18 protein-coding genes are annotated in these 20,513 nt (G+C 71.1%); 3 read left to right on the top strand and 15 right to left on the bottom strand.

Annotated elements, in window-relative coordinates; all coding sequences use genetic code 11:
* Positions 1–2: 2 nt before the first annotated feature.
* Genes INQ48_03785 through INQ48_03775 form a run of 3 tightly spaced genes read right to left on the bottom strand, consistent with a single transcriptional unit; the run spans position 3 to position 2,899 of the window.
* Positions 3–1,106: a hypothetical protein gene (locus INQ48_03785; GenBank protein QRF60596.1), complete on the bottom strand. Its 1,104-nt coding sequence runs from the start codon at positions 1,104–1,106 to the stop codon at positions 3–5.
* Between the two features lie 34 nt (positions 1,107–1,140).
* On the bottom strand, positions 1,141–2,019 hold the full coding sequence (locus tag INQ48_03780; protein ID QRF58397.1) for an amidohydrolase family protein: 879 nt from the start codon (positions 2,017–2,019) through the stop codon (positions 1,141–1,143).
* 31 nt (positions 2,020–2,050) lie between these two features.
* Complete coding sequence (locus INQ48_03775; protein ID QRF58396.1) at positions 2,051–2,899, bottom strand: aldolase; 849 nt, start codon at positions 2,897–2,899, stop codon at positions 2,051–2,053.
* 76 nt (positions 2,900–2,975) lie between these two features.
* Here INQ48_03775 and INQ48_03770 point away from each other — a divergent pair, with 76 nt between their 5' ends.
* A complete protein-coding gene (locus tag INQ48_03770) occupies positions 2,976–3,866 on the top strand; it encodes a LysR family transcriptional regulator (protein ID QRF58395.1) in 891 nt (296 codons plus the stop codon).
* Between the two features lie 274 nt (positions 3,867–4,140).
* Here INQ48_03770 and INQ48_03765 read toward each other — a convergent pair whose 3' ends face one another.
* Entirely contained in the window at positions 4,141–6,345 is a 2,205-nt protein-coding gene (locus INQ48_03765) for a catalase (protein ID QRF58394.1), read from the bottom strand.
* 36 nt (positions 6,346–6,381) lie between these two features.
* The gene (locus INQ48_03760; protein QRF58393.1) at positions 6,382–6,531 is read right to left on the bottom strand and encodes a hypothetical protein; all 150 of its coding nucleotides are present in this window, start codon (positions 6,529–6,531) and stop codon (positions 6,382–6,384) included.
* A 291-nt stretch (positions 6,532–6,822) separates the two neighbouring features.
* On the opposite strand from INQ48_03760, the gene INQ48_03755 reads away from it, so the two are divergent.
* Positions 6,823–7,650 (top strand): transglutaminase family protein, encoded by an 828-nt coding sequence (locus INQ48_03755; protein QRF58392.1) that lies wholly within the window; start codon positions 6,823–6,825, stop codon positions 7,648–7,650.
* Between the two features lie 247 nt (positions 7,651–7,897).
* Positions 7,898–8,794 (top strand): LysR family transcriptional regulator, encoded by an 897-nt coding sequence (locus INQ48_03750; GenBank protein ID QRF58391.1) that lies wholly within the window; start codon positions 7,898–7,900, stop codon positions 8,792–8,794.
* Here INQ48_03750 and INQ48_03745 read toward each other — a convergent pair.
* From INQ48_03745 to ligD, 10 genes are all read right to left on the bottom strand, one after another.
* Positions 8,791–9,885, bottom strand: coding sequence for a mandelate racemase (locus INQ48_03745; GenBank protein ID QRF58390.1), 1,095 nt, complete (start codon positions 9,883–9,885; stop codon positions 8,791–8,793). The genes INQ48_03750 and INQ48_03745 overlap by 4 nt on opposite strands.
* A gap of 14 nt (positions 9,886–9,899) precedes the next feature.
* Positions 9,900–10,610, bottom strand: coding sequence for an ABC transporter ATP-binding protein (locus INQ48_03740; protein QRF58389.1), 711 nt, complete (start codon positions 10,608–10,610; stop codon positions 9,900–9,902).
* Positions 10,607–11,368, bottom strand: coding sequence for an ABC transporter ATP-binding protein (locus tag INQ48_03735; GenBank protein ID QRF58388.1), 762 nt, complete (start codon positions 11,366–11,368; stop codon positions 10,607–10,609). The genes INQ48_03740 and INQ48_03735 overlap by 4 nt, the downstream gene beginning before the upstream one ends.
* Before the next feature lie 3 nt (positions 11,369–11,371).
* On the bottom strand, positions 11,372–12,316 hold the full coding sequence (locus INQ48_03730) for a branched-chain amino acid ABC transporter permease (protein ID QRF58387.1): 945 nt from the start codon (positions 12,314–12,316) through the stop codon (positions 11,372–11,374).
* Positions 12,313–13,185: a branched-chain amino acid ABC transporter permease gene (locus INQ48_03725; GenBank protein QRF58386.1), complete on the bottom strand. Its 873-nt coding sequence runs from the start codon at positions 13,183–13,185 to the stop codon at positions 12,313–12,315. Before INQ48_03725 ends, INQ48_03730 begins: the two co-directional genes overlap by 4 nt.
* Entirely contained in the window at positions 13,178–14,380 is a 1,203-nt protein-coding gene (locus INQ48_03720) for an alpha-hydroxy-acid oxidizing protein (GenBank protein QRF58385.1), read from the bottom strand. The genes INQ48_03725 and INQ48_03720 overlap by 8 nt, the downstream gene beginning before the upstream one ends.
* Positions 14,381–14,405: 25 nt before the next feature.
* The gene (locus tag INQ48_03715) at positions 14,406–15,578 is read right to left on the bottom strand and encodes an ABC transporter substrate-binding protein (protein QRF58384.1); all 1,173 of its coding nucleotides are present in this window, start codon (positions 15,576–15,578) and stop codon (positions 14,406–14,408) included.
* Between the two features lie 47 nt (positions 15,579–15,625).
* Positions 15,626–17,188 (bottom strand): indolepyruvate oxidoreductase subunit beta family protein, encoded by a 1,563-nt coding sequence (locus tag INQ48_03710; GenBank protein ID QRF58383.1) that lies wholly within the window; start codon positions 17,186–17,188, stop codon positions 15,626–15,628.
* Complete coding sequence (locus INQ48_03705; protein ID QRF58382.1) at positions 17,185–19,347, bottom strand: indolepyruvate ferredoxin oxidoreductase subunit alpha; 2,163 nt, start codon at positions 19,345–19,347, stop codon at positions 17,185–17,187. Before INQ48_03705 ends, INQ48_03710 begins: the two co-directional genes overlap by 4 nt.
* A 180-nt stretch (positions 19,348–19,527) precedes the next feature.
* Positions 19,528–20,430: a non-homologous end-joining DNA ligase gene (gene ligD, locus INQ48_03700; GenBank protein QRF58381.1), complete on the bottom strand. Its 903-nt coding sequence runs from the start codon at positions 20,428–20,430 to the stop codon at positions 19,528–19,530.
* Positions 20,431–20,513: the final 83 nt, after the last annotated feature.

Below are 20,513 nucleotides of genomic sequence, written 5' to 3'. Positions count from 1 at the left end.
GATCAGCCCGTGATGGAGGCGCCGAGGCCCTCGACGCGGTAGATGCGGCTGGGCGTCGCGAAGCGCACCGCCGCGCTCAGGCTGTTGGCCACCGCGAGATGCAGCGCGCCGTCGGCCTCGAAGAAGGCGGCGTCGGTGCCGCCCGAGGTCGCGAAGCGCGCGGCCTCGACCAGCCGGCCCTCCTGCATGCGGAACACGATCGACTCGAGCTCGGGGATCGGCGCCTCGCGCGTGCCGTGCAGGAAGTTGACGAGCACGAGGTGCCCGCCCTGCGCATCGCCGCGCCAGGCGAACTCGCGCCCGCCCGGGCCCGCGAGCACCTGATGCACCGCGAAGCCGCCGTCCTGCCAGCGGTAGAGCAGCGTGTCGCCATGCAGGTTGGCGAAGGCCAGCCAGGCCTGGCCCTGGGTCTCGAAGAAGCAGAAGGCGCGGCCGCTGCGGCCATCGAGCTGCTGGAACGGCTCGAAGCGCTCGCCGTTCCAGCGCAGCAGCAGCGAGGGCACGGCATGGTCGGCATGGGCCAGCAGCCGCTCGCCGCCGACCTCGAAGAAGGCCCAGTTGTAGCCCCAGGCCGAGGGCACGTCCTGGAACGGCACGAAGCGCGCGCCATCCCATTCGAGGAGGCACGACGACACCGGCCGCGCGGGCTGCTCGCCCGGCAGGGTCACGCCCTGCGCGAGCGCGAGGAAGTGGCGCTCGCCGATCGCGAAGTGGTGCCACTGCTTGGCCGCGAAGCCGTCGATGCGCTGGAAGGGCTCGAAGCGGCCGTCGACCAGTTCGAAGATCGTCGACGGCACGGCCAGCGTGTAGGGATCGCGCCCGCTGCGCAGGCTCGCGGTGGCGAGGAAGGCGCGCTCGCCGATGCGGAAGAACTCGGCGTCCTCGCCGCCGGGCACCGGCAGGCTGGCATGCGGCACGAAGCGCCCGCCGTCCCAGCGGTACACCGACATCTCGAGGTCGCTGTCGCCCAGCGTCATCTTCGCGGGCTGCCCTTCGACGTCGCGCGCCAGCTGCGGCACCGCGAGGTAGCGCGTGCCGCCGTGGACGAAGCCGGCCACCGCGCGCGCGCCGGTGGTGGCGAGTTCCTGGATGCAGTTCAGTTGCATGGCCGGGCTTTCGATCGTGGAGGCATCCATGGTCTCAGAACCCGAACAGCCGCGCCGGGTTGTCGGCCAGGATGCGCCGGCGCGCGGCGGCGTCGGGGATCCAGTCGCCCAGCAGGTTCAGCAACTCGCCGGTGTCGCGCCCGCCTTCGGGAATGTGCGGCCAGTCGCTGCCCCAGATCACGCGCTCGGGCACGGCCTCGACGATGGCCTGCGCGAGCGGGCGCAGCCGCGCGTAGTTGCCGTCCTTGGCGAGCCGGTACGGGCCCGAGAGCTTGAACCAGCCGCGGCCGTCGTGCACCGCGCGCAGCAGGCGGTCGAAGTCGGCGCGCGTGAGGCCGTCGCTCTCGAGCATGTAGCCCATGTGGTCGATCACGAAGTCGCTCTCGATCTCGGGCAGGAAGGGGATCAGGTCGCGCACCACCCAGCCCGGCGTGTAGAACTGGACATGCCAGCCGAGCGCGCGCGTGCGCTCCACGCTGCGCGCGATGAAGCGCTGCAGCTCGGCCGTGGGCAGGCCCGAGCGCAGGAACAGGTCGAGGCGCAGCGCGCGCACGCCGCGCGCATGCATGGCGACGAGTTCCTCCGCCGAGGTGCCGTCCTCGACCATCGCCACGCCGCGCGCGGCATCGCCCGCGATGTCGAGCGCATCGAGCATGCAGCGGTTGTCGGTGCCGTAGAAGCTGGGCTGCACGATCACGAAACGCTCGAGGCCGAGCACGCCGAGCGCGGCGCGCAGCTGCGGCAGGTCGCCGTCGGGCAGCGTGTAGTGCGGCGCGGGCACGCGCGGGTAGCGCGCCTCGGGGCCGAACACGTGCACGTGCGCGTCGCAGGCACCGGCGGGCACCTCGAAGGCGGCGCGGGTCAGGGTCTGCGCGTCGCGCATCGGCTTGGAAACGAGGATCTGGTCGGTCATGGAAAAGGTCGAATCGGAAATTTGAAGAGACTCAGTCGAGCAGCACGGCGCCGTCGAGCGGCCGCACCGAATCGAGCGCCTGCGCCACGCGCTCGTGCAGCACGGCGAGCAGCAGGTCGGTGTCGATGCCGGTCATGAGGAAGGGCGCGGCGCCACGGCGGATGCAGTCGGCCACGTAGGCGATGTCGGCCACGCCGCCGATGGCCAGCGGCTTGCCGGCGCGCGCGCAGGCCGCGAGCGCGGCGTCGTGCGCCTCGCGCAGCCGCGGATGCACGGCGGGGCCGCCCTGCAGGTTCATCTCGGCGCCGAGGTCATTGCTGCCGATCGCCAGCAGGTCCACGCCCGGCACGCGTGCGATGGCCTCGATGTTCTCGATGCCGCGCGGGCTCTCGATCAAGAGCTTGACCACGGTCGAGCGGTTGGCGCGCTCGCGCAGTTCGGCCGCGGGCAGCCGGCGGTAGCCGAAGGCGGGCAGCGCGGCGATGGCCGAGCGATGGCCCTCGGGCGGGAAGCGGCAGGCCGCGACCACGTCGGCCGCCTGTCCGGCGGTTTCGACGCGCGGCACGATGATGCCGGCCGCGCCCGCGTCGAGCAGCCGGCCGATCACGCCGTATTCGCGTTCGGGCACGCGCACGAAGGGCACCAGGCCGATGTCGAGCGCGGTGGCGCAGATGGCGCCGGCCGCGTCGATCGGCATCGCGCTGTGCTCGAGGTCGACCCAGATCGCATGGTGGCCGCTGGCCTTGGCCAGCCGCGCGATCTCGGCGCCGCGCGCATGGCGCACGCCGAGCGCGGCCACCCATTGGCGGCGCGCGAGCCGCTGCATCACGGGGCTGGTGCTGCCGGCGGAGGCCGGCGAAGGGGTGTCTCTTGTCTCCATGGCGGCGACTGTAGGCAGTCGGCCTTATATTTGGAAATACTGATTGGTCACAGATTTCCATACGCAGGAGATATCGATGGAACTACGGCATCTGCGCTATTTCGTGGCGGTGGCGGAGGAGCTGAACTTCACGCGCGCGGCGCAGCGGCTGCACATGGCGCAGCCGCCGCTGAGCACGCAGATCCGCCTGCTCGAGGAGGAGCTGCAGGTGCGCCTGCTCGACCGCGACAAGCGCCGCGTGCATCTCACGCAGGCCGGGCGCCACTTCCTCGAGCGCGCGCAGGCGATCCTCGCGTCGGTCGAGTCGGCCAAGGGCGAGGCGCGCGACGCGGCCACCGGCGGCATCGGCAAGATCGCGCTGGGCTACACCGCTTCGTCGATGCTGTCGGCCACGCTGCCGGCCGCGATCCGCGAGTTCCAGGCCGCGCATCCGCGCATCGCGCTGGCGCTGCACGAGATGACCTCGCTCGACCAGCTCGACGCGGTGCACGGCCACCGGCTCGACCTCGGCATCCTGCGCCATCCCAACGTGCCGATCCCCGCGGGCATCGCGATCGAGGCCTGGTACCAGGCGCCGCTGATGGTGGCGGTGCCGGCCACCCATCCGCTGAGCCAGGCCCCGGTGCGCATCGCCGACCTGCGCGACGAGCCGCTGATCCTCTACCCGCGCCATTCGGGCATCGGGCTGTACTGGAAGGTGCAGGAGCTGTGCTCGAAGGCGGGCTTCCGCCCGCGCATGGTGCAGGAGGCACGCGACGCCTCGACCATCGTCGGCCTGGTGTCGGCCGGCGTGGGCCTCGCGATCGTGCCCAGCGGCACCGAGTCGATCCGGCTCGAGGGCGTGGTCTACCAGCGGCTGCGCGAGAAGAGCGCCGTGTCGGCGCTGCACCTGGGCTACCGCGAGGCCGACCCGAACCCGTACCTGGGCCTGCTGCTCAAGCAGCTGCGGCGCTCGGCACGGGTCTGAGAACGTGTTTGTGATCTATTCATGGTGCCCGTTGCCCCGCAAAGCTGGCAGGTGCAAGGCGCAAAGCGCAGCCGGGCTGGTGGCCCGGCGAGCATTTGCAACGCCGCAGATGCCAGCTTTGCGGGGCAACCCTTCGGGCAAGGCAGCAAAGCGCCGCACTCGTCGTTGCGCACCTTGTCCAGGCATCAGCCTGGACGGCGGCGCGCGCCTAGATTGCGACGCTTTGCTGCCTTGCGGGCACCATGAATAGATCACAAACACGTTCTGAGCGGACTCAGGCCGGCACGGCGTCGATGTTCGGCCGGTCCCAGTGCCGGTGCTTCGCGATCGCGGCCACGAAGTCCTGCGCGATCTGCTGCGCGGCGCTGGCGTCGCCGAGGTTGGTGACCGGCGTGGCCGCCACCACCACGCCCGGCGGCAGGCTGTCGGCCGGCGTGTCGGCGGCGATGCCCAGGGTGGAAAGCAGTTGCACGCCCTCGCCCACGGTGCACACGGCCTTGCAGTGCTTGAAGGCCTCGAGCACGAAGTGCACCGCGTCGCCGCTGGCGGCCAAGGCACGCGCGCCCTCGGCGCCCGCGGGCACCAGCACCGCGTCGAACATCACCGAGGGCATGTTGACGAAGGTGGCGTCGGTGTCGACCTGGCGCTTGGAGCCGCTGACGACCGAGCCCAGGCGCGGGCCCACGACCTTGCATTGCGCGCCTGCCTGCTCGAGCGCCTCGCGGATCGGCTTGAGCGAGGCCGAGTCGATGCCGTCGGCCACCAGGATCGCGACCTTGCGCGTGCGGATCGAACCGTCGCCGGTGCCCGCCATGCTGAGCGCGGGCGACTCCTCGATCGGCATGTGGATGCGGTGCTCGCGGAAGCCCGCGCGCCCGGCCGCGGCGCGCGCATCGGGCTCGCCGATGCCCAGCGGCTCGGCCACGCGGCGCGCCAGCTTCTCGTCGACGTGCGCGAGGTTGTCGACCATGCGCTGGCGGATCGCCGGCACCTCCACCTTCGACAGCTCGAAGCGGAAGGCCGCGATGATGTGCTCCTTCTCGGGCGCGCTCTGGCTCTCGAAGAACAGGCGCGCCTGCGTGAAGTGGTCGTCGAAGGTGTGGCTGCGGCGGCGCAGCTTGGGCGCCTCGTAGTCGGTGTCGGGGTAGCTCTGGAAGCCGGCGCTGTCGCCGTCCACGCGGAACTCGGCGCCGCTGCCCAGCGTGTTGGGCTCGTAGGCGACCTGGCCGCGCGCGATGGTCTGGCGGTGCATGCCGTCGCGCTGGAAGTTGTGGAACGGGCACACGCCCTTGTTGATCGGCAGCTCGTGGAAGTTGGCGCCGCCCAGGCGCGAGATCTGCGTATCGGTGTACGAGAACAGCCGGCCCTGCAGCAGCGGGTCGTTGGTGAAGTCGATGCCCGGCACCAGGTGGCCCGGGTGGAACGCCACCTGCTCGGTCTCGGCGAAGAAGTTGTCGGGGTTGCGGTTGAGCACCATGCGGCCGATCTTCTGCACCGGCACCATCTCCTCGGGGATCAGCTTGGTGGGATCGAGCAGGTCGAAGCCCAGCGTGCCTTCCTTGCCCTCGGGGATCATCTGCACGCCGAGCTCCCATTCGGGGAAGTCGCCGTTCTCGATCGCCTCCCAGAGGTCGCGGCGATGGAAGTCGGGGTCCTTGCCCGCGATCTTCTGCGCCTCGTCCCAGGCCAGGCCGTGGATGCCGAGCTTGGGCTTCCAGTGGAACTTGACGAAGTGGCTCTCGCCGCGCGCGTTGACCAGGCGGAAGGTGTGGACGCCGAAGCCTTCCATCATGCGCAGGCTGCGCGGGATCGCGCGGTCGCTCATGGCCCACATCAGCATGTGGGTGGTCTCGGGCATCAGCGAGGCGAAGTCCCAGAAGGTGTCGTGCGCGCTCGCGGCCTGCGGCATCTCGTGGTGCGGCTCGGGCTTGACGGAGTGGATCAGGTCGGGGAACTTCATCGCGTCCTGGATGAAGAACACCGGCACGTTGTTGCCCACGAGGTCGTAGTTGCCTTCGCGGGTGTAGAACTTGACGGCGAAGCCGCGCACGTCGCGCACGGTGTCGGCCGAGCCGCGCGAGCCGGCCACGGTCGAGAAGCGCACGAACACCGGCGTGCGCGCATCGGGGTCCTGCAGGAAGTCGGCGCTGGTGAACTGCGACATCGACTTGTAGACCTGGAAGTAGCCGTGGGCGGCCTCGCCACGCGCATGCACCACGCGCTCGGGAATGCGCTCGTGGTCGAAGTGCGTGATCTTCTCGCGCAGGATGAAGTCCTCGAGCAGCGTGGGTCCGCGCCGTCCGGCCTTCAGCGAGTTGTGGTTGTCGGGAATCCGCAGTCCCTGGTTGGTCGTCAGCTCGGCTCCATGGTCGAGCGTGAAGCCCTCGAGCTGCTGCTGCTTGGCGTCGCTGGCGTCCCCCGCTTTGGAATTCTTGGCGGGCTTGGCGCGCCGGGCGGCGGCCTTGTTCTGTGGCGTCATCGAGGGGCTTTCAGGTGTCGTGTAGGGAGCTCAGGCTCATCCAGCGCCGCCGTTGTCCAGAAGCATGTCCAGCACATTCACCACGGCGACCAGGCAGATGCAGCCGGCGACGGCGGCAACGGACCAGATCAGGATCTCGTCGCCCCAATGGGTGGCGAACGAGTCGAACAGCGACGAAAACTCCATGATTCCCTCCAGCGGACCGGTTGAACGCGCCCGTGCGATATGGATCGCTCTGGCCAGGACTTGCGAACGCTCCCTGCCTGGCTTCGATGCGGGCGGAGACCGAGCGTAGGGGTCGCACCGCGCAAAACCCGTAGTGGCGGCCCGCCCCCGTCTGTGGGAGAGCGGACGCCCCTGCGGTAGGAAGGCGCCGACAGCGCGACGGACTACGAGCGATGCGCGCGTTGACCCCACGCGCGCGGGTGTCGCCGGCCCCAAGATCGGTGTTGGGGAATCTCCCCCGCGAAAGAACCCATGCTCATCCGGATCGGCTACGACATCGAGCTCGCGCTCGCCACGGCCCCCATAGCGCCCACCGCGCTGGTCTACATGCTGCAGGTCCATCCCTCGCGGGTGGCGGACCTGCGCGGCGGCGGCGAGCAGCTCACGATCGAGCCGCCGCTGTTCACCGACCACTACTTCGACACCTTCGGCAATGCCTGCGCGCGCGTGCAGATTCCCGCGGGCGTGACGAACGTGCGGCTGCGCAACCAGGCCGTGATCGCCGACCCGGGCACGCCCGAGCCGGTGGAGCGCGACGCCATCGAGCACAATCCCGCCGCGCTGCCGGTGGAGACCCTGGCCTTCCTGCTGCCCAGCCGCTACTGCGAGGTCGACAGCGAGCTGCTGCAGTTCGCCTGGGACCGCTTCGGCACGGTGGCACCGGGCTGGTCGCGCGTGCAGGCGATCTCGGACTTCGTGCACGGCCACCTGCGCTTCGACTACGCCAGCGCGCGCGCCACGCGCACCGCCGCGCAGGGCCTGCGCGAGGGCACCGGCGTGTGCCGCGACTTCGCGCACCTGGCGATCACGCTGTGCCGCTGCATGAACATCCCGGCGCGCTACGTGACCGGCTACCTCGGCGACATCGGCGTGCCGCCGGTTCGCTCGCCGATGGACTTCAGCGCCTGGTTCGAGGTCTACCTCGGCGACCGCTGGCACACCTTCGACGCGCGCCACAACCAGCGCCGCATCGGCCGCGTGACGGTGGCGCGCGGACGCGACGCGGCCGACGTGCCGATCACGATGATGTTCGGCGCGCACACGCTGGCGCGCTTCGAGGTGACGACTGTGGAGGTCTAGGGGGTTCTGAATACGGACATCCGTACGCAGAGGGCGCGAAGGTTACGCGAAGGACGCGAAAGAACAGCCGAAATGTGTGGGCCGCGCCCAAGCGGCCGCCGTGCGCCGAACATGGCCGGAATCGGGCGAGGCGGTCGCGCGACGACAGCCCACCTTTGGGGTTTTCCTTTTGCGTCCTTCGCGTAACCTTCGCGTCCTCTGCGTACGGCTGTCCGATCCCGTATTGGTGTGGCACATTCAGCCCCGCATGAGCCACCTCGACCTGAACCTCGTTCGCGTGTTCGTCGCGATCTACGAAACCCGCAGCGTGACCCATGCGGCCGAGCGGCTCGACGTCACGCAGTCGACCGTGAGCTATGCGCTCGCGAAGCTGCGCAAGGTCTACCTCGACCGGCTGTTCTCGCGCGGCAGCGACGGGCTGGTGCCCACGGGCATGGCCGAGCAGCTGTTCCAGCGCTTCCGCGAGGCGCTGACCATGGTCGAGGGCACGCTCGAGCAGAACGCCAGCTTCGATCCGCTGCGCTCGACGCGGCGCTTCCGGCTCGCGATGTCGGACATCGGCGTGCTGTACTTCGTGCCGCCGCTGCTGCGCCGCTTCCAGGAGGTGGCGCCGCGCATCGAGATCGAGATCGCGCAGATCTCCGACACGCTCGGCGAGGAGCTGTCGACCGGGCGCCTGGACATGGCGGTCGGCAACATCCCTTCGCTCGGTTCGCCGATGCACGGCGCGCTGCTGTTCCGCGAGCACTACGTGTGCCTGATGTCGGCCAGCCATCCGAGCATCGGCGAGCGCATGAGCCTCGCGGCCTTCTCGGCGGCGCGCCACGTGATGGTGTCGTCGCCGCGCTCGGGCCACTTCCTGATCGAGGACATGCTGGCCGAGCGCGGCATCAACCGCAACATCGTGGCGCGCGTGCCGCAGTTCACCGTGCTGCCGCAGCTGCTGTCGCAGAGCGACCTGCTGGTGCTGCTGCCCTCGCGCGTGGCCGACCTCTACGTGCGCCAGGGCGGGCTCAAGGCGCTGCCGCTGCCGCTGGCGCTGCCCGACTTCCAGGTGCAGGCGCACTGGCATGCGCGCCACGAGTACAGCGCGGCGCACCGCTGGCTGGTCGACGAGATCGTGCGCACGCTCGGCAAGCTCTAGACCAGATAGCGCCGCACGGCCTCCTCGTCCCACGCGATGCCGGTGCCGGGCTCGGCCGGCGCGGTGGCCATGCCATCCTCGAAGGCCAGCGGCCGCGCCAGCACCGGTGCCGCGAGGTCCATGCGCTCGAGCAGGTGGGCCGTCGGCGTCACCGCCATCAGGTGCACGCTGACCTCCTGGAAGATGTGGCTCGACATCGGCACGCCATGCGCCTGCGCCAGCGCGGCGGCGCGCAGCCAGCCGGTCACGCCGCCGATCTTCATCGCATCGGGCATCGCGAGATCGCAGGCACCGGCCTGCAGCGCCTTGGCCATCTCCTCGGGACCGCACCAGTTCTCGCCCATCTGCAGCGGCAGCCGCACGCGCTCGCGGATGCGCGCATGGCCCGCGTAGTCCTCCTGCAAGGTGGGCTCCTCGACCCAGCCGATGCCCTCGTCCTCGAGCGCGCGGATGCGGCGCACCGCCTCCGGCACGCTCAGGCCCTGGTTGTAGTCCACCAGCAGCTCGACGCGGTCGCCGACCACGGCGCGCAGCGCGCGCACCACCTCGAGGTCCTCGGCCAGCGTGGCATGGCCGATCTTGGTCTTGATGGCGCGAAAGCCCTGCGCCACCGCGAGCGCGGCGCGCTTCGTGCCGAGCGCGAGGCCGTCCATGCTGTGGCTGTCGTAGGCGGCGATGGCGCGGCGCGTGCCGCCCAGCAGCTCGACCAGCGGCACGCCGCGCGCCCTGGCCAGCGCGTCCCAGGCCGCCATGTCGAGCCCGGCGCCGGCCATCAGTGCGATGCCGGTGCGGCCCAGCAGGCGCAGCCGCTGCGCCAGCAGCCGGTCGAGGTCGAAGGGCGCGAGCGGCTGGTCCTTGAGCACGCTGCCCAGGGTCAGCACCATGCGCCGCGTGGCGCGCAGCGCGAGCGGCGTGTAGGTGAACAGGTAGGCATGGCCGACGGTGCCGTCGTCCGCGTGCAGGTCGACCAGCACCAGCGGCGCGGTCGCCACCACGCCCACGCTGGTGCGCACCGGATGCTCGAGCGGCACGTTGACGCTGCGCGCCTGCACGTCGGCCACGCGCAGGCCGGTATCGGGAAGGGAGTTCATGCGTGCGTCGTTCCTCACAGGCCCAGGTAGGCGGCCTTCACGCGCTCGTCGCCGAGCAGCTGCGCGGCCGGTCCACCGAGCGCGATGGCGCCGGTCTCGAGCACGTAGCCGCGGTCGGCCACCGAGAGGGCGGCATGCGCGTTCTGCTCCACCAGCAGGATCGGGATGCCGCGCGACTTGAGCCGCGCGATGACGCCGAAGATCTCCTTCACCAGCAGCGGCGCCAGCCCCATCGAGGGCTCGTCGAGCAGCAGCATGCGCGGCTCGCACATCAGCGCGCGCGCGATCGCCAGCATCTGCTGCTGGCCGCCCGAGAGCGTGCCGGCCGCCAGCAGGCGCTTCTCGCCGAGCACCGGGAACAGCGCGTACATCTCGTCCAGCCGCTGCGCGCGGCGCTCGGCGCGCGTGTAGCCGCCCAGCAGCAGGTTGTCCTGCACCGACAGCGGGCCGAACACCTGCCGGCCCTCGAGCACCTGCGCCAGGCCCGCGCGCACGCGCGCGTCGGCGCTGTCGCGCGCGATCTCGCGGCCGAACAGGCGCACGCTGCCGGCGCTGCCGCGGATCAGGCCCGAGACCGCGCGCAGCAAGGTGGTCTTGCCCGCGCCGTTGGCGCCGACCAGCGCCACCAGTTCGCCCGCGCCGACCTGCAGGTCGATGCCGTGCAGCGCCTCGATGCGGCCGTAGCCGGCGCGCAGGCCGCTGACTTCCAGTGCGATGCCGCTCATGCCGAGGCCTCCGCCTCGGTGCCGAGATAGGCCGCGATCACCTGCGGATTGGCGCGCACCTCGGCGGCGGTGCCCTCGGCGAGCTTGCGGCCGTAGTCGAGCACCAGCAGGTGGTCGGAGATGTTCATCACCAGCTTCATGTCGTGTTCCACCAGCAGCACCGTCACGCCCGAGGCGGCGATGCTGCGGATCAGTTCGGTGATCTCGTGGGTCTCGGTGTCGTTGAGGCCCGCGGCCGGCTCGTCGAGCAGCAGCAGGCGCGGCCGGCTCGCGAGGGCGCGCGCGATCTCGAGCCGCTTGAGCAGGCCGAACGAGAGCTGCGTGGCATGGGCATGCGCATGGCGGCCCACGCCCACGTAGTCGATCAGCCGCAGCGCCTCCTCGCGCAGCGCGGCGTCGGCGCGGCGCGTGGCGCCGGTCATGCCGCCCAGCAGCGAGCTGCGCGTGTGCAGGTGCGCGCCGAGCATCACGTTCTCGCAGGCGGTCATGTTCATGCACACCTGCAGGTTCTGGAAGGTGCGGCTCATGCCGCGCCGCGCCAGCCGGTCGGGCGCCATGCCCGCCACGTTCTCGCCGTCGAGCAGGATCTCGCCGCGCGTGGGCTCGTAGACGCCGCTGATCAGGTTGAACAGCGTGGTCTTGCCGGCGCCGTTGGGCCCGATCACCGAATGCACCGAGCCGGCGCGCACGCTGAAGCTCACGTCCTGCATGGCGTGCACGCCGCCGAAGGACTTGCTGAGGTTCTTCACTTCGAGCATGGCTCAGCCCTTCCTGCGCAGCCGCAGCGCGAGCGTGGGCACCAGCCCCTTGGGCAGGAACATCATGGTGAGCATCAGCACCAGGCCGAAGAACACCATCTCGTAGCCGTGCAGGCCGCCCAGCAGCTGCGGCAGCGCGGTCAGCAGCGCGGCGCCGAGCAGCGCGCCGAAGGTCGAGGCCATGCCGCCGAGCACCACCATGGTCGCGAGCTCCACCGAATGCGTGAAGGCCGCCAGCGAGGGACTGATGAAGCCCAGGTAATGCGCCGTGAGGCTGCCCGAGACCGCGGCGAACACGGCCGACACCACGAAGGCGCGCACCTTGAAGCGCGCCACGTCCACGCCCATCACGCGCGCCGCCACCTCGGAGCCGTTGAGCCCGCGCAGCGCGCGCCCGGCCGGCGATTCGTAGAGGTTGAGCGACAGCAGCACCGCGAGCCACAGCAGCACCGCCGCCAGCGCATACCAGTGCAGCACCTTGGCGAAGGCGAAGCCGGCCACCGCCAGCGGCGGCACCGGCATGCCGTCGGGGCCGCCGGTCCAGGCGACCTCGTTGATCAGCACGATGTTGACGATCACGCCCAGCCCGAGCGTGGCCATGGTCAGCGAATGACCCTTGAGGCGCAGGATCGGCTTGGCGATCAGCCAGGCCACCAGCGCCGCGCCCACGGCCGCGGCGCAGATGGCCGGCAGCGCGGGCCAGCCGAAGCGCGCCGTCACGATGCCGCTGCCGTAGGCGCCGATGGCGACGAAGGCCGCGTGGCCGATGCTGATCTGGCCCGCGAAGCCCATCAGCAGGTTGAGGCCGATGGCGGCGATAGCCGCCAGCGCGATGCGCACCGCGACGTCGATCACGTAGTTGTTGGGCAGGGCCAGCGGCAGCAGCGCCAGCACCAGGGCCAGCAGCAGCAGGGAGGGACGCAGCAGCGCCCGCGAGGACGCCTTCATACCCGCTCCGCTCCCTTGCTGCCGAACAGGCCGTGCGGCATGACCAGCAGGATGAACACGATCAGCACGAAGGGCACGGCATCCTTGTAGGCCGAGGAGACATAGCCCGCCATCAGCGCCTCGAGCAGGCCGACGATGAGGCCGCCGACCACCGCGCCGCCCGCGCTGCCGAGCCCGCCCAGCGTGGCCGCGACGAAGCCCTTCATGCCCAGCATCAGGCCGATGTCGTAGACCGTGGTGGTGATCGGCGCGGCCACCACGCCGGCCACGGCGCCCAGCAGCGCCGACAGGCCGAACGAGAGCTGCAGCACGCGCGAGGTCGGGATGCCGACCGCGCGCGCGGCCAGCGCATTGGCCGCCACCGCGAGCATGGCCTTGCCCACCATGGTGAAGCGGAAGAAGGCGAAGCACAGCGCCACCAGCAGCGCGGCGGTGCCCAGCACCCACAGGCTCTGCGGCAGCACGTAGGCGCCAAGGATCGACAGCGCCGCGTCGCCGCTGAAGGCCGGCAGGGTCTGCTGGTTCTTGCCGAGCACGATCTGCACCACGCCCTGGATGAAGATCGAGGCGCCGATGGTGATGATGATCAGCGACACCACGCTGGCCTCGCCCGCGGGCTTGATCGCGAGCCGGTACAGCAGCAGGCCCGCCACCACCGTGGCCAACACGCCGCCGGCCACGGCCACGCCGTAGGGCAGGCTGGCGCCGAGCAGCGCGGCCGTGATCATGGCGCCGAGCATGAGGAAGTCGCCCTGCGCGAAGTTGATGACGCCGCTGGCGTTGTAGATCAGCGAGAAGCCCAGCGCGGCCAGCGCGTAGATCGCGCCGGTGGTGAGTCCCGAGAAGACGAATTGCATGAAGTCAGCCATGGCGTGCTCCGGCGTGGGAAAGCCCGGCACTGCCGGGAAAGGGAAGGTTGGCGAGCAGGTGGTGGGGCGCGACCTCGTCCACGCGGTCGGCGCCCAGCAGCACCAGGGTGCGGGCGATGTCGTCGACCAGGCCGGCCAGCACGCCGCGCGCGCCCGCCTCGCCGTCGCAGGCCATGCCCCAGACCGCGGCGCGGCCGACGAAGGCCGCGGTGGCGCCGGCGGCCAGCGCCTTGACCACGTCGCTGCCGCGGCGGAAACCGCCGTCGACGAACACCGGGATGCGCCCGGCCACGGCATCGACCATGCGCGGCAGCACCGAGATGGTCGAGGGCGCCGCGTCGAGCTGGCGCCCGCCGTGGTTCGACACCACGATGCCGTCGGCGCCGTGGCGCACGGCCAGCGCGGCATCGCCCGGATGCAGCAGGCCCTTGACCAGCAGCGGGCCGTCCCACAGCCGGCGCAGCCAGGCCAGGTGCTCCCAGGCCAGCGTGCGATCCATGGTGCGCGACAGCAGCGCGGCCTGCAGCTGGGCCGAGGTGGCGCCGTCGTCGGCCTCGGCCAGGTTGACGAACGAGGGCGAGCGGCCCTGCATCGCCATCGCGAGCGACCAGCGCGGATGCAGCGCGAGGTCGAGCAGGGTCGAGGGCGTGAAGCGGAACGGCAGCCGAAAGCCGTTGCGCACATCGCGCTCGCGATAACCGCTCACCGCCGCATCGACCGTCAGCACCAGCGCCGAATAGCCGGCGGCGCGCGCGCGGCGCACGAGCTGCTCGGCGATGGCGCGATCGCCCATCACGTAGAGCTGCATCCATTGCAGCGCCTCGGGGTCGCGCCGCAGCGCGGCCTCGCGCACCGCCTCGAGGCGGTCGTTCGACGGCGTCGACAGCACGTGCGGCACGCCGGTGGCGGCGGCCGCGCAGGCCAGCAGGGTGTCGCCATGCGGGCGCACCAGGCCCGAGAAGCCCACGGGCGCCACGCCCAGCGGCGCGGCCCAGCGCCGGCCGAACACCGTGATGCCGGGGTCGGCATGGCGCGTGTCGCGCAGCGCGGTCGGCACCAGGTGCAGCGCGGCCAGGTCGGCCTCGTTGCGCCGCAGGCAGTCCTCGGTCTCCGCGCCGCCGTCGACGTAGTCGAAGACGAAGCGCGGCAGCCGCCGGCGGGCATGCCGGCGGTGATCGTTCGCATTGAGCTTCATGCGCTCTCCGGTGACGCGCGCGAACTCAGCGGACTTCCACGAACTTGCCGTCCTTGATCTCGACCATGCGGAACGCGGAGACGTCCAGGCCCATGTGGTCGGTGGCCGACATGCGGTAGATGCCGCTCACGCCGACGAAGTCCTTGGTGGCCTCGATGGCGTCGCGCAGCTTCTGCTTGTCGGTGCCGCCGGCGCGCTGGATCGCGTCGATCAGCAGGTACAGCGCATCGTGCGCGTAGCCGCCGAAGGTCGACACGTCCATCTTCGCGGTCGACTCGTAGTCCTTCGCATACGACACGCTGACCTTCTTCTGCGGATCGGCGTCGGGCAGCGCCTGGGCGATCAGCAGCGCGGGCGAAGGCATGCGGATGCCCTCGGAGGACTTGCCCGCGATGCGGATGAACTCGGTCGAGGCCTGGCCATGCGAGGTGTACAGCGGCTGCTTCATCGCGAGCTGCTGGTGGTTGCGCGCGATGATGGCCGGCGCCTGGCCGGTGCCGAACACGAACACGGCCTGCGCGCCCGAGGACTTGATGCGCGTGAGCTGCGGCGTGACGTCGGTGTCCTTCTCGCCATAGGTCTGGTCCTCCACCACCTTCAGGCCCAGCGACTCGGCGAGCTTGAGCGTCTCGGTGCGGCCCGACTTGCCGAAGCCGCCGGTGTCCGACAGCAGCGCGAACTGCGTGAAGCCGCGCTTCTTCATCTCGCCGAGCACCTTCTCGGCCGCCATGCGGTCGGAGTGCGGCATCTTGAAGACGTAGGGCTTGACCGGCTCGACGATGACCGAGGCGGCGGCCAGCGAGATCAGCGGCATCTTCGCGGCCTCGGCCTGCGGCACCATCGCCATGGTCGACCCGGTGGTCGAAGCGCCGAGGATGGCATCGACCTCGTCCTGCATGATGAGGCGGCGCGTGAAGGCATTGGCCTTGTTCGCGTCGCTGGCGTCGTCGTAGAGCACCAGCTCGAGCTTGCGGCCGAGCACGCCGCCGGCCGCGTTGATCTTGCGCACGTACATCTCGAGCGTCTTCTGCTGCGGATCGCCGAGGAAGGAGGCCGGGCCGGTGGCCGAGACCACGGCGCCGATCTTGATGGGCCCGGCCGCATGGACCTGCGCGGCCAGCGGCAGCAGCATCGCGCCGGCCAGCAGCGCGTTGACGGCGCGGCGGCCGAGGGAGGTGGAAGGGGTGCTGTTTCTCATCGTCTTGTCTCCTGTCGTCGTTCTCTTTGGGGAAGGGATGCGGGCCCTCAGCGCGCCGGCTTTCGCCGCACGATGTGGATGGGGTGGACGCGCGGCGCGGGCGGCGGCAGGCCCAGCGCGCGCGCCAGGGTGCGGCCCTCGGGGTCGGCCAGCGCGGCTTCGCGCGCGGCGCGCACGCGCTCGGCCGCCTGCGCGAGCGCGGCGGCGTCGCCGGGCGGCGCGGCGAACTGGGCCTGCATGTCGTCGAGCACCGCGCCGAGGTTGCGGTGGCCGCGCTCGCTGGTCTCGCCGTAGCCCTTGACCAGGTTGCCGCACAGCGCGATCTCGTAGGCCAGGCGCGGGCTCAGCGCGAGCGCGGCGCGCACGGTGCCGAGCCAGCGCTCGATCATGGCCTGCTCGACGGCGTAGCGCGCGCCGGCGCGGCGCAGCACGCGCAGCGAGCGCAGGCCGCACAGCATGGCGAAGCCCAGCACGGTGTCGGTGCGCATGTGCAGGCCCACGTTGAGCCGGTGCGCCTTGTGGGCCAGGCGCCGGCGCAGCCAGGCCGAGGCACGCGGCGGCAGCAGCGAACAGACCTCGTCGAGGCCGGGCTTCAGGTATTCGGTCAGGCGCAGCGGCTCGCCCTGGCGCGCGCCCACTTCCTCGCGCACGCGTTGCAGCCGCTCGCCGCGCGTCTTGAGGTCGGCCACGCGGATCACGTCCTCGTAGCTCATCCACAGCGCGAGATAACGCGCGGTCTCGCGCGTCACGGGCAGCTCACCGCCGAAGGGCCGCTCGAGCGCGAGCACCGCGTCGACGCGCCGCAGGTAGAGCGCGCCGTAGCGCGTGTCCTGGTAGTCGAGCACCTGCTGCAGGCCGTGGCCCAGCAGTTCGTGCAGCGGCTCGGGCATGGCGGCGATGCGCGGGTCGACGGGCGCGCGCGGCGTTGCCGCAGCGGTGCCTGCAGCGGCCTCCGGCGCGGGACGAGTCACCTGCTCGAAGCCCGCCGCGAAGCCCTTGAGGCTGGCCTCCACCGCCTTGCCCGAGGCGCGGATCGCCTGCTCGCAGGCCTCGCGCGAGAACGGCAGCGCGCCGCTGCCGGCCATGGCGCCGAACATCACGGTGTTGATCACCGTGCCGTGGCGCCAGGCCAGCGCGCGCATGTCGAACAGGTGGCTGTGCCGCGCGAGTTCGCGCGCGGCCTCGCTCACGCGCCGGCCGTCGTAGCGGCCGTCGCCCATGGCGGATTTCTCGGCCACCGCGAACTCGCGGTGCGTCGAGGCCACGAGCGTGGTGCGCCGCGGATGCACGAAGCCGCCCTGCAGCACGCGCCCCGCCTCCATCAGCTCGGAAGCGGCGACGATGTCGACGTCGCCCGGGCTCGGCGTGAGCGAGAACACCGGGCGCGCGCCGCCGAGCCGCGCGGCCTCGACCGGGTAGATCTCGATGTAGTAGTTGGTGGCGCCGGTGCGCTGCGCCACGCCGGGCACCGAGGTGCTCTGCACCGGGAAGCCCTGGGCCGCGGCCGCGGCGATCAGCCAGTCGGCCAGCACGCCGCCGCCCTCGCCGCCCATGGCGGCGACCAGCACGGTCACGATGCGCGGTGCGTCTTCGAAGGCAATGTCGTTCATGCCGCCAGTGCCTCCGCGCGGTCGCGCGCCTTGCCGGCCATGAGGCCGATGACGCCGCTGCGCAGCCGGTGCAAGAGGCGCTCCCAGGTGCCGGCGTTCTGCACGATCTCGGCCTTGTAGAACGAGGGGCAGAGGATCGCGGCGTGCGCGTTCTCGCCGCACAGGCCGCAGCCCACGCAGCCCTGGTTGACGGTGGCCACGGGATCGGTGCGCAGCGCGCTCGGGTTGGGCTTGATGGTCAGCGACGGGCAGCCCGACAGCCGGATGCACGAGTGGTCGCCGGTGCAGACGTCGTCGTCGATGCCGAAGCGCGTGCGCACCACGCGCTCGCCGCGCTTGAGCTTCGCGGCCGTGACGGGCTTGATGCGGCGCTGGCGCTCGAGCTGGCATTCGCCGTCGGCGATGATGACCTTGAGGCCGCCCTCCTCGGTGGTCATCGCCTCCTGCAGCGTGTCGCGCATCTCGGCCACGCTGTAGCTGCGCACCTTGCGCACCCAGCCCACGCCCACGCCCTTGAGCGCGGCCTCGATGTCCAAGGTCAGCGGCCTGGCCGCGGGCTGCGTGGGCGAGGAGGGAATGGCCTGCGTGCCGGTGGCCGAGGTGTAGCCGTTCTTCAGGATCACGAGCACCGAGTCCTGGCCGTTGTAGACCGCGTTGACCACGCCGCTGGTGAAGCCGTTGTGCCAGAAGCCACCGTCGCCCATGATGCTGACGACCCGGTTGCCCATCAGCGGCGCGATGCCCGAGGAGCTCGCGAGGCCCAGGCCGTAGCCGAGCACCGTGCTGCCGGTGTTGAACGGCGGCAGGGTGCCGAAGGTGTGGCAGCCGATGTCGGCGCTGACGTGCACGCTGCCGAGTTCCTTCTGCATCAGCTTGATGGCGGCGAACACCGGGCGCTCGGGGCAGCCGATGCAGAAGCCCGGCGGCCGGCTCGGCACGGGCTCGCCGAGCGCCTCGACCGCGCGCGGCTTGAGCGCGGCCAGCGGCGCGGCGCTGTCGGCCACCCGCACGGCGCCCTGGTCGCCGAGTGCTTGGGGCCGCGCCTGGCGGATGAACTCGGCCAGGCCGCGCACCAGCACCTCGCCGGTGTATTCGCCGGCCATCGGGAAGATGTCCTTGCCATGCAGCCGCGTGTCGCAGCCGGCCTTGCGCAGCATCGCGTGCAGCGCGTCCTCCATGTAGTTGGGCTGGCCCTCTTCCACCATCAGCACCGCGCGCTTGCCGCGGCAGAAGTCGACGAGCTCGTCGGGCACCATCGGGTAGACCACGTTGAGCACCTGCAGCGGAATGCGGCTGTTGCCGAAGGCATCGGCCAGGCCGAGTTGCTGCAGCGCGCGCAGGGTGCCGTTGTAGAGGCCGCCCGGCAGCACCAGGCCGACGTCGGCGCAGTCGCCGTCGAAGCGCTCGTTGAGCCGCGCGTCGCGGATGTAGGCCAGCGCGGCCGGCCAGCGCGACTCGATCTTCATGCGCTCCTGCGCGTAGATCGAGGGCGGCAGGTTGATGTTGGCGAAGTCGAAGCGCGGCTGCGCGATGGCCTCGCGCGTGGAGATGGCCGGCGCGCGGTTGTCCTTGCAGACGAAGCTGCCATGCACGTGGCAGGCGCGGATGCGCAGCTGCAGCATGACGGGCGTCTGGCTCGCCTCGGACAGCTCGAAGCCATGCTCCACCGCATCGACGATCGAGCCCAGGTTGGGCCGCGGATCGAGCAGCCACATCTGCGACTTCATCGCGAAGGCGTGGGTGCGCTCCTGGATGATGCTCGAGCCCTCGCCGTAGTCCTCGCCGAGGATCACCAGCGCGCCGCCCTGCACGCCGGCCGAGGCCAGGTTGGACAGCGCATCGGACGCGACGTTGGTGCCGACCGTGGACTTCCACGTGACGGCACCGCGCACCGGGTAGTTGATGGAGGCGCCGAGCATCGCGGCCGCGCCGGCCTCGGAGGCGCTGTTCTCGAAGTAGATGCCGAGCTCGTCGAGCAGCTCGCGCGCATCGCCGAGCACGTCGATCAGGTGCGAGACCGGCGCGCCCTGGTAGCCGCCGATGTAGCTCACGCCCGATTGCAGCAGGGCCTTGGTGACGGCCAGGATGCCCTCGCCGTGGAATTCCTCGTTCGCGCCCAGCGAGAGGCGCTTGACTTCTTCGGCGAAGGATCGCTCCATGGTGTTTCTTGTCTCCGGCCGGCGCCGCGGGAAGCGCCGGATTTCATCGTGGGTGGCTCGTGGACGGGGACTTTAGGAGTACCCGTTCATTTGCCCAATCGATGGAATGGGAGTTACACATCGATGAATTCGATGTGATGTCGCGCGATCAGAATCGGCTTGCCCGCGCGGGGCAGGAGGCTAGTTCACCAGGTAGCCGAGCCTGCGCATCGCGTCGCCGAGCCCCTTGCGGCTGCGCTCCATCGCGGCCCAGGGCGCGTTGCCGATCTCGAGCCGCTCAGCGATGGTCGCCACGGTCCAGTGGTCGGAGCTGTCGACCTCGAACAGCTCGTCCCAGTCCAGCGGCACCGACACGGCCAGGCCCGGCCGCGCGCGCGCCGACCAGGCGCTGATGGTGGTGGCGCCGAAGCCGTTGCGCAGGTAGTCGGCGAAGATCTTGCCGACGCGGTTGCGCGGCCCGCTCTTGGCGACGATGCGCTCGGGCACGCTGCGCGCGAGCTGCTGCACGATGGCCTGCGAGAAGCCCTTGACCTCGTCCCAGCCGTGCGCGCGCCGGATCGGCACCACCACGTGCAGGCCCTTGCCGCCGCTGGTCTTGAGGAAGGACGGCAGCCCGAGCTCGTCGAGCAGGGTGCGCACCAGCAGCGCGGCCTCCTGCATGCGCGGCCATTCGACGCCCTCGCCGGGGTCGAGGTCGAAGGTCATGCGGTCGGGCTGGGCGAAGGCGCGCGAGAGCGCGTTCCAGGTGTGGAACTCCACCACGTTGAACTGCGCGGCGCCGAGCAGGCCCTCGGCCACATCGATCTGCAGCAGCGGCTCGTGGCCGGGATCGAGCGCCGGGTCGAGCAGGCCCACGCCGGCCATCTCGCCGTGCTGCGCATGCTTCTGGAAGAACAGCTCGCCCGCGATGCCGTCGAGCGCGCGCACCAGCGCCACCGGCCGGCCGCGCAGATGCGGCAGCATCAGCGGCGCGACGCGCGCGTAGTAGGCGGCGAGCTCGCCCTTGGTGATGCCGCTCTGCGCGTCGACGAGGCGGTCGGCATGGGTGATGCGCGGCGTGGATTGCTTGCGGGCAGCGGCCATGGTTCGGCTCCTTGGCCCGCCATGGTCATGCGCGCCTGGGGCGGCGGATGTAGGAACGCGACGGCGCGCCGTGTATCCCTGGC

It is taken from the genome of Variovorax paradoxus, from assembly GCA_016806145.1.
Classification (GTDB): domain Bacteria; phylum Pseudomonadota; class Gammaproteobacteria; order Burkholderiales; family Burkholderiaceae_C; genus Variovorax.
This window is presented reverse-complemented; position numbering and strand designations above follow the sequence as displayed.